10 protein-coding genes and 1 pseudogene are annotated in these 14,938 nt (G+C 52.3%); 10 read left to right on the forward strand and 1 reads right to left on the reverse strand.

Going from position 1 to position 14,938, the window contains the following annotated elements:
* The 8 genes and pseudogenes from PEH01S_RS34710 to PEH01S_RS21815 form a co-directional block, all read left to right on the forward strand.
* A pseudogene (locus PEH01S_RS34710) lies at positions 1-481 on the forward strand (hypothetical protein); the annotation flags it as partial.
* A 72-nt stretch (positions 482-553) separates the two neighbouring features.
* Positions 554-2,002 carry a glycosyltransferase gene (locus PEH01S_RS21785; RefSeq protein ID WP_025849123.1) on the forward strand — a complete coding sequence of 483 codons (1,449 nt, stop codon included), beginning with the start codon at positions 554-556 and terminating at the stop codon, positions 2,000-2,002.
* Positions 1,977-5,690, forward strand: a complete 3,714-nt coding sequence (locus PEH01S_RS21790) for a carboxypeptidase regulatory-like domain-containing protein (protein WP_127487989.1) — start codon at positions 1,977-1,979, stop codon at positions 5,688-5,690. Before PEH01S_RS21785 ends, PEH01S_RS21790 begins: the two co-directional genes overlap by 26 nt.
* 149 nt (positions 5,691-5,839) lie before the next feature.
* Complete coding sequence (locus tag PEH01S_RS21795; protein WP_025849125.1) at positions 5,840-6,784, forward strand: sugar-binding transcriptional regulator; 945 nt, start codon at positions 5,840-5,842, stop codon at positions 6,782-6,784.
* Between the two features lie 477 nt (positions 6,785-7,261).
* Positions 7,262-8,455, forward strand: coding sequence for a NupC/NupG family nucleoside CNT transporter (locus PEH01S_RS21800; protein WP_025849127.1), 1,194 nt, complete (start codon positions 7,262-7,264; stop codon positions 8,453-8,455).
* A gap of 39 nt (positions 8,456-8,494) precedes the next feature.
* Entirely contained in the window at positions 8,495-9,796 is a 1,302-nt protein-coding gene (locus tag PEH01S_RS21805) for a pyrimidine-nucleoside phosphorylase (RefSeq protein WP_025849128.1), read from the forward strand.
* A 44-nt stretch (positions 9,797-9,840) separates the two neighbouring features.
* Complete coding sequence (deoC, locus tag PEH01S_RS21810) at positions 9,841-10,518, forward strand: deoxyribose-phosphate aldolase (RefSeq protein WP_127487991.1); 678 nt, start codon at positions 9,841-9,843, stop codon at positions 10,516-10,518.
* Between the two features lie 408 nt (positions 10,519-10,926).
* The gene (locus tag PEH01S_RS21815; protein ID WP_025849131.1) at positions 10,927-12,006 is read left to right on the forward strand and encodes a lactonase family protein; all 1,080 of its coding nucleotides are present in this window, start codon (positions 10,927-10,929) and stop codon (positions 12,004-12,006) included.
* Between the two features lie 41 nt (positions 12,007-12,047).
* Here PEH01S_RS21815 and PEH01S_RS21820 read toward each other — a convergent pair whose 3' ends face one another.
* A complete protein-coding gene (locus PEH01S_RS21820; RefSeq protein ID WP_127487993.1) occupies positions 12,048-12,695 on the reverse strand; it encodes a HutD/Ves family protein in 648 nt (215 codons plus the stop codon).
* A gap of 314 nt (positions 12,696-13,009) precedes the next feature.
* Between PEH01S_RS21820 and PEH01S_RS21825 the strand changes: the two genes are divergently transcribed.
* Together PEH01S_RS21825 and PEH01S_RS21830 are read left to right on the forward strand one after the other, a co-directional pair.
* Positions 13,010-13,705 carry a response regulator transcription factor gene (locus PEH01S_RS21825; RefSeq protein WP_025849133.1) on the forward strand — a complete coding sequence of 232 codons (696 nt, stop codon included), beginning with the start codon at positions 13,010-13,012 and terminating at the stop codon, positions 13,703-13,705.
* Positions 13,695-14,801, forward strand: coding sequence for a sensor histidine kinase (locus PEH01S_RS21830; protein WP_025849134.1), 1,107 nt, complete (start codon positions 13,695-13,697; stop codon positions 14,799-14,801). The genes PEH01S_RS21825 and PEH01S_RS21830 overlap by 11 nt, the downstream gene beginning before the upstream one ends.
* Positions 14,802-14,938 lie beyond the last annotated feature (137 nt).

A 14,938-nucleotide genomic window follows, 5' to 3' on the forward strand; every position in this document is an offset into this window, starting at 1 on the left:
TTTTAATGACGCAGACCAGGACGAGCTCGCGTTCTATTACGGCTGGAAGTACCCGTGGTCGAGCACGCTGAGCGCTTCGGTAAGCGGAACGATGCTGCTGCTGTCGGGGATGACGCAGGAACCGGGTTACGTAATCGTCCATGCGACAGACGGTCATGGCGCGTATGTATCCAATACGGTGAGCATAGGGAGCAGCAGCCAGAACATGGTTCCCCAAGCATTGGCACAGCCGGCCGTTTCCTTAACGGGCGGATTGACGCAAATTGACCTGAGGAACTACTTTACCGATGCGAATCAGGACGTATTGACATATGTTTACGGCTCGACGTATCCGTGGTCGAATACGCTCAATGCTTCGATAAGCGGAACGATCCTGCTGCTGTCAGGGACGGCTCCGGAAACGACCCACGTCGTTATTCATGCAACGGATGGATACAGCGGATATGTAACCAATACTGTAACGATCAACGCTCAGCATTAAAATTTTTATAATGAACGAAATCGGCCAATCGGACGGTTGGCCGATATTTTTTGAAATAGGAAGGTCGGTTCTATGCATCCGCGTCATGAGATGATAACCCATTTGTTAAGACAACAACGATATCCGGAAGCGGAAGCGCATGCCATCGAGCACGTCCGTTTATTCCCTATAGATGGGCAAGGTTGGGTTCTATTGGGAGAGGCGTTATTGCATCAACAGAACGGTAAAATGGCCCGCCTTATGTTTGAGAGGGCACATCTTTTGGATCCCGAAGCCACCTGGATGCCAATGGCGTATCAAGAACTGGAGAAAGCCCCTGCAGGGGCGCTGAGGCAGGATATCGTCGATTTGCTGCAAACAAAACCGGTTAGCGTGTCGGCAGCCATTATCGTGAAAAATGAAGAGCGCTGCATAAAGCGCTGCCTCGATAGCATCATCGGGGTGTTCGACGAGATCATTGTTGTAGATTCCGGTTCGACAGACAAAACGTTGTCGATCCTAACCGATTATCCAACCGTTAAAGTTCATCAAACGGTATGGAACGAGAGTTTTTCGCAACTGCGAAACGAGGCGCTTGCCCACGTCACCTCCGATTGGGTGTTTTGGCTGGATGCGGATGAGTGGCTTCATCCGGAAGATCAGGCAAATGTTCGAACGGCTGCGGCGCTTTACTCCGGTTTAGGCCATATTATTCCGGTGCTGCATGTCGGATTGATCAACCAAGTGAATGGTACGGAGATATGCGATTATTCCGTACCCCGTTTATTCCCGGCCAGACGGGGGCTTTATTACAGCGGCCGAATCCATGAACAAATCGCTACGCAGGAAGAAGGAATATTTACTTCCAATGTTTTGCATAAACCGACCAAAATCAGAGTGTTCCACGACGGCTACGAAGCCTTTGTTAAAGAGGATAAAGATAAGTTTAACCGCAATATCCGTCTCCTTCGTCTGATGACGCAAGAAGAACCCGAAAATTCAGGCTGGTGGTACTTTTTGGGGAGAGAGACGATGTCTCTGGGAGATTACGACAGCGCTTTGGACGCTTTGAGAAAATCCGAGGAACATGCACGTGCCAATCCCAAATTTGGCCGGATGCCTGAAGTTTATATGCTGATGACCCGAATACTGGCATCGCGCAACGAATGGGAACAGGCCGAGGAATGCTGCCGCAAGGCGTTGAAGCTCCATCCTGACTTTCCCGATGCCCGTTATGCGCTCGCGGAGATACAGATGAGAAAAGCACGGTTGTTGCTTCAAGAGGCCGAAGGACACATTGGAGCAGCTGTTGAAGGCTTTGGAACTTACCGGGGGACCGTGACTGCGGACCGCGACATTCTTGCATGGAAAGCCGATGTCCTAAAGGCTGATTTATTGGTTCACTCCGGGAAAATAGCGGAAGCCGGGTTTCTGTTAAAAAAAGTGAGGCGGAACCATCCCAAAATCACGGTCCTGTCCAATAAACTAGCCTACTTTGATCTTCAGCGAAGATTGCTTGATCAATACCACCAAGAAAGATGAAAACAGACGGAGGCGAGCATTCATGTTTTTGAGCAAGAGGATCGTTATTCAAATGCTCCTGATTTTGTCCCTGGCGATGGTTTTACCCGTTTCGGCTTTTGCGGATACAGCTCCGAATAGCAGTGCAGCTATGGGGACGGTAAGCGGGGGCGTGACGGACCGCAGCGGGAAGCCGATACCGAATGCAGCCGTGGTTGCTTTGGATAGCCGAGGCCAAACGGTTGCGCAGGATATCACCAAGCCAGACGGCAATTACCGTCTGAACATTACGCCTGGAACGTATACGATTGAAGCCATTTACGAAACCGAGGGCTCCAGCAGTTCCGTTACCGTTAATTCGGATCAAACCACGACAGCCAACTTTTCGTTGAATACGGTGCTGTTTAGCGGTGTTGTCACGAGAAGCGGCTTCAACGGCCCGCTGCCTTCAGGAATAAAAGTGAGAGTGATCGATGAGAATACAGGCTTTATGTATAATGAAGCTTCCGTTTCGCCGGACGGCGCTTTTACGGTTCCGATCAATGAAGGTTCCTATACCGTAGCGGCGTATTTGTCTCAAGACGAACCGTTTTACGGCTCTGTATCTGGACTTACAGTGGATTCGACAAAATCGCCCATTTCGATTAGCATGAACCCCGCCGGCAAAGTCAGCGGTACAGTTCAATCCGCATCCGGAATAAAAGCGAGCTTCAAAGTGAAAGCCGTGAATCGGCAGGGATTGGTTTTGAACGAAACACGGGCAGACGCGAACGGTCATTATGCGCTTGCGGTCCCGACGGGCCAAGTTACCCTCGTTGGAGCCGCAGAGAATGAAGCCGGCACACAAACCAGCTCCGAAGCGACGATTGCGCCTGGTTCAACGACAATAAATCTGACGGTGATGAATTCCGGGTTAAAGGTGAGTCTGGCCAATGCGCCTGATAATTCGTCTGGGCGTGTTCGCGTGTTTGATTTGTTAGGAAACGCCTTTGCTCCGGATGTCGAACCTTCGTCTCCCAACGGTACATATGCTTTTTTATTGCCACCCGGGACTTACGTTGTGAAAGCCAGCGCAGGTGCATACGCCGCGATTAGTCAGTCGGTAACTCTTGCAGCGGGCAAGAATGAGTCTGTAGAGATTGCCCTAGGGAATGCCGGCACGTTATCGGGCAAAGTATCGTATCCCAATAACCGGCTGAAAGCAAGCTTTGAGGACATTTCAATCACCGTTCAAGATAAGAACGGGCAAATTGTCGAGAAGCTGGCCCCGCTTCATGATGGCAGCTATGAGACTCTTTTGCCCGTAGGAAGTTACCGTATTCGTGCGGCAGCGGGAGATTCGATCGCGGTAAAAGAGAACTTGAGCATTCTGGAAGGACAGGCAAGCACGTATGACCCGACGATAAATCCGACGGAAATCACCGGTAAAGTGACCGAAGCGGACGGAACGATGGCACGATATGCGACAATCGTTGCTCTGTCTCAAGACGGCGGCTCCTATGCTTTCACCACATCGAAAGAAGACGGGACATACTCGCTAAAGGTTCCTCCCGGAACCTTCACATTAAAAACGATGCATTACCATCAAGTGGCGCTAAATAAAAATGTTAGCGTCCCCCGAAGCTCAAGCGTTACGGTAAATCCGGTATTAGGTGCGGCGGGCATCTTCAATGGTTATCTATCCAATGGGAAAACAAACGTAGGCGGGGCTTCGGCGATCGTACGGGATCAGGCTCAAACGCCTGTCGATCGTATCGCCACTCACGCGGATACAGGCTTCTTTTCCTTGATGCTTCCGGCGGGCAAATATACCATTGATAGCAAGTCGTTTGACGGCAATCAGACACCGACTGCGATTACCGTTGCCGCGGAGCAAACGCTGCGTCAGAATTTGGCAACAAAAGCCGGTAAAATTGGCGGTACCATCTCCGCTTCCGATGGCAAAACTCCGCTGGGCGGGGTCATCGTCCGCGCGCACAACGAGACCTATTCCAACTACACAAAAACAAACGGGGACGGAACGTTCAGTTTGTTTGTTCCTGAAGGAATTTATACATTGACTGCGGAAAAAAGCAATTTGGGGAGCATCACGAAGAACGTAGCCGTCAACAAGGAAAAGGATGCATTCGTACAAGCTTCATTGCAAGCAAACGGTGTTGTGACGGGGACAATTACGAACGGGTCCAATCCTGCAACACAGGCGTGGGTGAAAGTCTACGATTCTGCAGACGGCATGCTGCTTGAGAAAATACAAACAGGGCAGGACGGGACCTATTCCGTCACTTTGCCTGCCGGAACTTACATCTTCAGAGCGGGATCGGCCGGATTCGTTTCTGCCGAAACTCGCGTAACGGCGATGGCGGACAAGATCGTGGTCAGCGATATAACGCTTTATACCACGAGCGGTGATTCGCCGGATAGTGGTACGTCAAGCGCAGCCGGATCTACAGGCGGGGTACAGCCAACGGCAAAACCGGACGCGGCTGAAATCGTTTTGTATTCCGGCAAAGACGGAATTGTGGCCAAAGAGAGCAATAGCTTGGGACAAACGGTTACTAAAATATCAATAGACAAGGACAAATTAGCCGCAGCATTGCAAGCGACCGGCTCGGTAGTCGTCCAAATCGATCATGCCGACGTAGTGACTAAAGTCGAGCTGCCGGCGGAGTCTTTCCAAAATTCGGACAAAGTTCAAGCTGGGGCCTTGATCACGATACGCACAGATGCGGTGGAATATAAGCTGCCGGTTCACGTATTACGTACTTGGACCCAGCCTTTGACCACGATGCAAAACATCAAGATTGCTGTGGCTATCGAGAAGCTGCCGTCAAGTATGAACGAGAACATTATCAAGACGAATCAGCTGGCCGGCACCCTGCTGACTAACCCGCTGGATTTTAAAATTACGGCCGAGGGCAGCAACGGGTTATCGCAGGAGCTGGTGAATTTCGGGGGTGTCTATGTAGAGCGCAAAGTAATCGTTCCGGGTGCCATTTCAAATAGGGATCATGTTACAGCCGTTACGGTTGATCCGGTTACCTATGAAGCGACCTTCATTCCTGCCTATATCGGAAAAGGGGAGCAGGCTTCTACGGTTAACATTTTTTCCGCCCATAATAGCATCTATACCGTAATCGCCGCAAATCGCACGTTTGATGACATCGCCGGACACTGGGCGGAATCGGACATCCAGCAGCTCGCATCGAAATTTATTGTCAAAGGGATGACCGACAAGCTCTATGAGCCCGATAAAAAAATAACGCGTGCGGAGTTTACTTCGCTGCTTGTCCGTTCGTTAGGCTTGCTGGAAGAGCCGGGCTACGCGACATTTAAAGACATTCAGCCAAAAGATTGGTACGCCGGAGCGGTCGGTGCGGCAGTAAAAGCGGGTCTTGTGAACGGATTTGAGAACGGAATGTTCGAACCGAATGGCACCATTACCCGTGAACAGATGGCTGTTATGATCAACAGAGCGCTTAGGACGGCAGGAAGCGATTCATCCTCTAAAGAAGCTGGTATTCGGATAGACAAATTCAAGGACCGGGGAGCCATTAGCGAATGGTCGGCGGCTTCCGTTGAACAAGTCGTTCGAACGGGGATCCTCCAAGGAATGACCGATACGACGTTCGAGCCTGCCTTGGATTCGACTCGGGCTCAAGTCGCAACGGTGCTTAAGCGATTCTTGCAATATGTAAAATTCACCAACTAATGGTGTAAGGAAATTTAGATCGTATTTATTCGGGTAAAGCGTCCCTAACTTGGAGTTGGGGACGTTTTTAAGCTAAAACGCTTGCAGTGCGGCGGACATTTGTGTCACAATACATGGTAAAGTGTTCAGGGATGCAGATCGGGGGCTTTATGGAACAAGAGAAGCTAAAAAAAATGATCGAGGCCGCCAAGCTTTACTATTTGCTGGATTACAGCCAACAGGATATCGCGAACAAGCTGGAGGTTTCCCGGCCGACCGTTTCCCGTCTGCTGCAGCAGGCGAAAGAGGAAGGGATCGTCGAGATCCGCATCTCGGATCCGACCGAGGACCGCAAAATTCTGAGCGAGCAGCTGGAAGAGAAGTTCGGGCTGAAGCGGGCGCTGGTCGCATCCATTCCGTTGTTCGAGGATCATGTGATCAAGCAGTATTTGGGCAAGCTGACGGCCGATTATTTAAGGGAAATCGTTCAGGACGGCGACATCATCGGCACTATCTGGGGGACGACCATCTATCAGGTGGCGACGCATCTGGAGCACAAAGCGCTGAAGGACGTCCGAATCGTCCAGCTGAAGGGCGGCGTCAGCCATTCCGAGAAGAAAACATACGCCTCGGAAACGCTTCATTTGTTCGGGATGGCGTTCGATGCGACGCCTTACCAGCTGCCGCTGCCGGCCATCGTCGACCATGTGGTAGTGAAGCAGGCGATTGAGGCGGACCGCCACATCCGGAAGCTGCTTGACATGGGCAAGCAGGCGAATATCGCTTTGTTCACGGTAGGCGTTCCCCGGACGGATTCGCTGCTGTTCCAGCTTGGCTATTTTACGGAGCAGGATATGCAGCTGATCGCCGACCATGCGGTAGGGGATATCGCTTCCCGGTTCTTCGATAAAAACGGCGCCATTTGCAACGAGACGCTGAATGCCCGCACGATCGGGATCGAGCTTCACGAGCTCAAGACAAAAGAACAGTCGATTCTCATCGCAGGAGGCTTGAAAAAAGTCGAAGGCATCCGCGGCGCTTTGAAAGCGCAGTACGCGAATGTGTTGGTAACGGATCAGTATACGGCCAAAATATTGCTGGAGCAAGAAGGATAACGAGATTCATCAGATTCGGCATCCCGATTAAGGGGTAAGAAACCGACTGGGCGTAAGCTTGGATGGTTTCTTTTTTTTGCACAACTCAAGAACAAATGTGAATACTAAGTCATACAAATGATTGAAAGTAGGACTTTTGGAACCGAAATTGCGAAGCCAACAAATAAGAAATGAAAGTTATTCCACAAATTGTTCAAAATTTCTTGATTGATAAGAACAAAAGTTCAATAATATATTTACATTTGTTCAAACGCTTGTTATAGTTGAATTGTAATCGAAGCGGCTTCGAAACAGCATCATATTTAAAGCACATAAAAACTTCATGGTAAAGGAAATGCTAAAATGGCAGCATCGTACAAGACCCGTTGTTCCCTTTTCGTGTTCGATGTTGAAGCTTTTTTGCATTGATTGCTAACGCTTACAAACAACAATTCATTCCCTATACGTCCAAAATAGACGAGGCTGGAGGAATTCCGTATGAAATTTTTATTCGTTGCGGCCGGATTGCTGCTGGTGTTTGCGGTGGGGTATTTGTTTAGCAACAACCGGAAAGGAATTCGCAGCAGACCGATTCTGGCTATGCTCGTTACGCAGATTGTGCTGAGCTTTATCATCCTGAATACGAAGATCGGCCTGGAGCTGATCACGTTCGTCTCCCGATTGTTCAACAAGCTGATGGAATTCGGGGTAGGCGGCGTCAACTTCGTATTCGGCGGCTTGGAAAACCAGGGCGCTTCGACCTTTTTCATCAATGTGCTGCTGCCGATCATCTTTATCTCGATCCTCATCGGCATCCTGAACTATGTGAAGGTGCTGCCGTTCGTCATCAAATATGTGGGGCTGGCGCTCAGCAAATTGAACGGCATGGGCCGGCTGGAAAACTATGTGGCGGTTTCCGCCGCGCTGCTCGGTCAATCGGAAGTGTTCCTGACGACGAAGAAGCAGCTCAGCCGGGTCACGAAGCAGCGGTTGTACACGCTCTGCACATCGGCGATGAGCGCGGTCAGCATCTCGATCGTCGGAGCGTACATGACGATGCTTGAACCGAAGTACGTCGTGGTCGCCATCGTGCTGAACATTTTCTCGGCGCTGATTGTCGCCAACATCATTAACCCGTACAAGCTCGATCCGGAGGAAGAGCAGGCGACGGTTGTGGCCGACGAGGAGCATCAGCCGAAGGAATCGTTCTTCCAGATGATCAGCGAAAGCATTATGGACGGATTCAAAGTGGCGATTATCGTGGGTGCGATGCTGATCGGTTTTATCGCTTTGATGAATATGATCAACTACGTATTCGAACTGGTATTCCACATTTCGTTCCAGTCCGTGCTGGGCTATATTTTCGCACCGGTCGCGTTCCTGATGGGCATTCCGTGGAGCGAAGCCGTCCAGGCGGGGGGCATCATGGCGACGAAGCTTGTGACCAACGAATTCGTGGCGATGCTGAGCTTCAAAGACATCGCTTCGGGCTTATCGGTCCGTACGGTCGGGATCGTCTCGGTATTCCTGGTCAGCTTTGCGAACTTCAGCTCTATTGGCATTATTACCGGCGCGGTGAAAGCGCTGAACGACAAACGGGGAGACGAGGCTGCGCAGTTCGGCTTGAAGCTGCTGCTCGGCTCGACGCTGGCCTCGATTTTGTCGGCCACGCTCATCGGGCTGTTCCTATAAAACATCGATTACTATACCAAACACGGGGAGACGAGAAACATGAGAATGGTTGATTTAATTGCCCGCAAGCGTGACGGTCACGAGCTTAGCAAGACGGAAATTGATTTCATCGTGCAAGGCTATACGAACGGGACGATCCCGGACTACCAGATGTCCTCGTTTCTGATGGCGGCCTTCTTCCGCGGCATGACCCCGATGGAGACGGCGAATATGACGATGGCGATGGTGGCGTCGGGAGATACGATCGATCTGTCCGCGATTGACGGCATCAAGGTGGACAAGCACAGCACAGGCGGCGTCGGCGATACGACGACGATCGTGCTTGCGCCGCTCGTTGCCGCGGTCGGCGTTCCTGTAGCGAAGCTGTCCGGGCGCGGACTCGGCCATACCGGAGGCACGGTGGACAAATTTGAAGCAATTCCGGGGTTCCAGGCCGAAATCAGCAGCGAACAGTTCATCAAGCAGGTGAACGAAGTGAAGGTGGCGGTGACCGGACCGACCGGAAACCTGACTCCGGCGGACAAAAAGATTTACGCGCTTCGCGATGTGACCGGAACGGTTAATTCGATCCCGCTGATGGCCAGCTCGATCATGAGTAAAAAGATCGCCTCCGGTTCCGATGCCATCGTATTGGACGTTAAGGTAGGTGCCGGCGCCTTCATGAAAGATCTGGAGAGCGCCAAAGCGCTGGCGAAGGCTATGGTGGACATCGGCAACAATGTAGGACGGAATACGATGGCGGTCATTTCCGACATGAATCAGCCGCTCGGGTTTGCGATCGGCAATGCGCTCGAAGTGAAGGAAGCGATCGACACGCTGCGCGGGGAAGGCCCGGAAGATCTGCACGAATTATGCTTGACGCTGGGTAGTCATATGGTATATTTGGCGAAGCAGGCTGCAAGTGTGAGCGAAGCGCGGAGCAAACTGGAGGAAGCGATTTCCAGCGGCCGGGCGCTGGAGACGTTTAAAGCGTTCATTGCCGCGCAGGGTGGAGACGCTTCGATCGTAGACGACCCGTCCAAGCTGCCGGCTGCGGCTTACCGTATCGAAGTGAAGGCGAAGGAAGCGGGTTATGTCTCGGAGATCGTCGCCGACAGCATCGGCACCGCGGCGATGATTTTGGGTGCGGGACGCGCGACGAAGGAATCCGAGATCGATCTGAGCGTCGGCTTGATGCTGCACAAAAAAATCGGCGACGAAGTGAAGCCGGGAGATACGCTGGTCACCATTCACAGCAACCGCGAAGCGGTAGATGACGTTATCGAAAGCATCTACGAATCTTACGCCATTGCGTCCGGCAAAGTGGAACGCCCGGTTCTGGTGCACGCGGAAATTCATTAATCTTAGTTTCGAGGGTTGAAAAACGAAGCGGAGGAGTAACGAAAATGACAACGAACGAAATCGCCCGATTGATCGACCATACGTTATTGAAAGCCGATGCCAGCCGGGAGGCGGTGATCCGCTTGGCGGAGGAAGCGAAGCAATACCGCTTCGCCTCGGTGTGCGTCAATCCGGCACAGGTGAAGACGGCTTATGAAGTGCTGAAGGATACGCCAGACGTGAAGGTGTGCACGGTCATCGGCTTTCCGCTGGGGGCGACGATGCCGGAAGTGAAGGCATTCGAAGTCCGGGAAGCGATCGCTGCCGGAGCGACGGAAGTCGATATGGTGATCAATATCGGAGCGCTCAAGGATAAGCAGGACGATGTGGTGGAGCACGATATTCGGGCCGTCGTCGAAGCGGCCAAAGGCAAGGCGCTGACGAAGGTCATCATCGAAACCTGCCTCTTGACCGATGAAGAGAAAGAGCGGGCATGCCGCTTGGCCGTGAAAGCCGGCGCCGATTTCGTGAAGACGTCGACGGGCTTTTCGACGGGCGGAGCTACGGTAGCGGATATCGCGCTGATGCGCAAAACGGTAGGCCCGGACATCGGAGTGAAAGCGTCCGGTGGCGTGCGCAGCCTGGAGGATGTCAAGGCGATGGTGCAAGCGGGGGCTACCCGCATCGGCTCGAGCTCCGGCGTATCGATCGTCAAAGGCGAGCAGTCGTCCAGCGCGTACTAACCGGAGTTGAACGAAGCGCGCCTTTAAGCGCCCTGCAATGCGACGTTTATATATTTAAACTCCAAGGACCTTCCATTATGGGAGGTCCTTTAGGCTGTTAAGAAATGCTAGACGCAAAAAATCTCAGACCAATAGAGGTGGGGGATATCCCGCAAGAGTTTACGTCCGCTTTGAAACCCGTGAAAATACCGCAAATTCTAATCCAATTCACGGGTAGATAGGGGGTCCCCGGAAAGTAATCGGAATAAGCTTCCAAGTGTTACTTCACTTTCTGGGGGAAGGCAGCGGCTGGACGGTATACCCCCACCGGCTATGCCGAGGATTTCTACGCGAAACGGCCCGGTTGCCTGAGGACGGCGGATTTGCGATAATGCCTATAGGACATGAATGAGATGGAGAGGTGCTAGGATGGAGAGCAAGAAGAAGGTGTTCGCTTTTTTGGGATCGTATGCGGATGCGGCCGATCCGGGCTTGTACGCCTGCAAGTTCGATCCCGAAACCGGCAAGCTCGAGCTGACGGATCAAACGGCCGGACTGCAAAATCCGACGTTTCTGGATGTGAATGCGGAAGGCTTGAAGCTTTATGCCATCACGGAGGCAACCGATTCCGAAGGCAAGCGCTGCGGGGCTGCCGCGGCATACGGTTTCGATCCCGAAACCGGCAAGCTGTCGCTGCTCGGCAAGGAGCTGACGCTGCCGGCAACCACGTGTCACATTACATTGGATCGTACCCATACATACATCATGGTAGCAAGCTACCACGGCGGCATGATCGGGCTGTCTCCGCTGTTGGAGGACGGACGCATCGGCAAAACCTCGGACATCCGCCGGCACGAAGGCTCCAGCGTTCTGCCCGTGCAAAATCAGGCGCGTGCGCATTCCGTATTCGTCGACCGCTCCAACCGCTACGCCATCGTCTGCGATCTGGGGCTGGATCGCGTCGTTACCTACAAGCTCGATGTCGCTGCGGGACAACTGCTTCCTCATGACGAAGTTCGGATAGCGCCGGGGTCGGGACCGCGGCACTTCGTTTTTCATCCGTCGCTGCCTTACGGCTACGTTATCAACGAGCTAGGTTCTACGATCACGGCATTTTCCTACGATCCAGAGGAAGGCAAGCTTGGCGAGATCCAGACCGTTCCGACGCTTCCCGCTTCTTATGAAGGGGAAAATGCATGCGCCGACATTCACATCTCGCCCGACGGCAAATTTCTGTACGGCTCCAACCGCGGACATGACAGCATCGCAGTGTATGCCATCGATTCCTCAACCGGCAAGCTTACGCTCGTCGAGCATGCTTCGACGCTTGGAGGACATCCGCGGAACTTCGCGCTTTCGCCGGACGGACGCTTCCTGCTCGCAGCCAACCGGGATTCGAATCAAATCGTGACGTTCGCGCGGGACTCGGCTACCGGGAAGCTTCAGCCTACAGGGGACCGACTGGATGTGTCCAAGCCCGTGTGCATCAAATTTGCAGCAATCGGTTAATTTCCGGCGGAGGTCCTTGTCCGACAAGGCCTCCGTTGTTTTTATTTCGAACCGCTCGCTTCTTGCCGGATGCAGATGCGTACCACATGAACCGGAGCTCCAACCTTCACATAGCGGAACACGGGCGGCTTTTCCGGCCTTCCGTTCAACTGATAAATGAGCAAATCTCCCCGGCGCAGCACAACCGACAAATCGTCGCCCGATGAAAATTCCACATCCCCGTCTACCGGATGAATACATTCGTAGCTCACCGAATCTTCGTCCAGCGCCGAGCACTGCACATCTTCCGCGTAAGAATCGCGGATAAGAACCGGCCGCATTTCGGCCGAGTAGCCGGAACCCAGCATCACGTTGAGGTCGCTTCCTTTCCCCCGGCACCGGGTCGTCCAAGCCCCGTCAAAGCGATCTTGATCAAAAGGCTTCAGCACAGCCGTATGCCGCTGCTCGTGCTCCAGCACAAATTTGCCTTGCGTTGCCATCAGCAATCTCCGGTAGCCGGGGAGACTCGTGAAGACGGACTCCTCCGCATGAATGGCCGCCCTGCTGATTCTCCAGCTGAAATTCCGCTGCTCATAGGACGCGCCTTCCGGGTAGATCGCCATTTGCGTCGTGGCTCCTCCCGACCAGCTCGCCGTTTTTTGATCCTCTTGCCGAATGATTTTGACGGAAAAGCCCATCGCATCGATCACATCGCTTTCTTGTTTTTACGATGAACATACAACGGGACGGCTCAGGAATCAAGGCTTGTCCGGTATTGTTAGATTTTAGCAAGGAAGCGTAACCTTTTCGTAAGCTTTGCTTAGGTTTCGGTTAACGAGCAGGCGGTAAAGTAAGGAAGCGTGGCTGCCACCAGAGAGGGGAGGAGAATTCATATGCCCGCAGCATGGTGAAGGGAGACATCCGTATGGTCCGAACGGCATCGGAGGAAAGCCAAGTCGTTGATTTCCTTCCCGGAACGTGGTAATCTGCCGTTAAACTAACCGGTTAAGGAAGGTAGACTTGAATGAACAAACGCATCCTCATCGTCGATGACGATCATAAAATCGCGAATTTGCTGGAAATCTATTTGAAAAATGAAGGCTACGAGGTTCTTAAGGAGCATAATGGGATCGATGCCATAAGAAGGATCGAGGAGGAAACCGTCCATCTGGTCATTTTGGACGTGATGATGCCCGAATTGGACGGGATGGAGGTTTGCCGCAAAATCCGTGAGGACAAGACAACCCCGATCTTGATGCTGAGCGCCAAGGACGAGGATATGGACAAAATTTTAGGCCTGATGACGGGGGCCGACGATTATATGGGCAAGCCCTTCAATCCGCTGGAGCTGGTGGCGCGGGTCAAGTCGCTGCTGCGGCGGTCGTATTTCAGCGCGCAGACGGCTCAGCCGGATGCAGAGGGGATCATCAAGATCAAATCGATGCAAATCGATAAACGCAACCATGCCGTCACGATCGACGACCGCCCGATCAAGCTGACGCCGATCGAATTTGGCATTTTATTTTTGCTTGCCAGCCACCCGGGCCGGGTCTTCGGATCGGAGGAGATTTTCGAGCTGATCTGGAAAGAAAAATACTTTGAGACGAACAACTCGGTCACGGTCCATATCAGCCGGCTGCGCGAGAAATTGGAGAAGGAAATGGCTGGAGAAAAGCTGATTCATACGGTGTGGGGGGTCGGGTACAAAATTGAGAACTAACTGGAGAGTCGCGGTGCCGCTCTTCTGGAGCGCATTAACGACCGCGGTTGTGCTTGCGGTCATTACGACGATTGCCAAATCGATTTATTTTTCCAAGCTGTCATTAAATTCGCTGTTCATTTGGATTAATTATTATATCGGCTATCCGGATATTTATTATCTTACGGCGCTGCCTTTGTTTATGCTGTCGGCCTTATATTTTTTCAAACGGGAAAAAGACGCCCGCTACCACAGGTACCTGATCCATATTATCGAGGACGTGCAGCGGATTGCCGACGGCGATTTCGACCATAAGGTACCCGTGCAGTCCATCGGCGAGCTTGGCCAGTTGGCCGGGAACATCAACCAGGTCGTCGAGCGGCTCAAGACGTCGATCGACGAGGAACGGCGGGCCGAGTCCACCAAGAACGAGCTGATTACGAACGTGTCCCACGATCTGCGTACTCCGCTCACCTCGATTACCGGATATCTCGGTCTGATCGAGCAGGACCGTTACCGGGACGAAGTGGAGCTGCGTTATTATGTCAATATGGCGTATGAGGAATCGCAGCGGCTGTTTCAATTAATTCAGGATTTGTTCGAATATACCCGCTTAAGCAATATTACGGGAGCGACAATCCAGAAGGCTCCGATCAATCTGGTCGAAATGATGCGGCAGCTTTTCGCGCAGTTCCGGCTGCAGCTTCAGGAGGCCGGGATCGAGCAGCATATGACCTTTTTTGAATCGCAGCTGCTGGTCATGGCCGACGGCAACAAGCTCCGGCGGGTATTCGAGAATTTGATCTCCAATGCGATCAAGTATGGCGGCGAAGGGAAATATCTTGAGGTAATGGGCTTTAAGGAAGGGGACGAGGCCGTGATCCAGATTATCAATTACGGCGAATCGATCCCGCAAACCGATTTGCCTCATATTTTCGAACGGTTTTACCGCGTGGAGAAATCCCGTGCGACGCATACCGGAGGTTCCGGCATCGGCTTGGCCATTGCCAAAAGCATCGTCGAGCTGCATGGAGGAACCATATCCGCATCCAGCGACGAGGAGCGAACCGTCTTTACGGTACGCCTGAATATCCTGGGAGAGAAGGCTAATTCTTAAGAAAGTGTATATGAAACGTGCCGAACCTGCAGGGTTAGGCGCGTTTTTTTCGTCTTTATATAGAAAATCTTAAGAATTTCGTTAACTTTTCTTAGTTCCTCGTTAAGCAATGAAGTTCATAATAAAGAAAAAAAGCG

Source organism: Paenibacillus ehimensis NBRC 15659 (assembly GCF_004000785.1).
GTDB classification, from domain to species: Bacteria; Bacillota; Bacilli; order Paenibacillales; family NBRC-103111; genus Paenibacillus_G; species Paenibacillus_G ehimensis.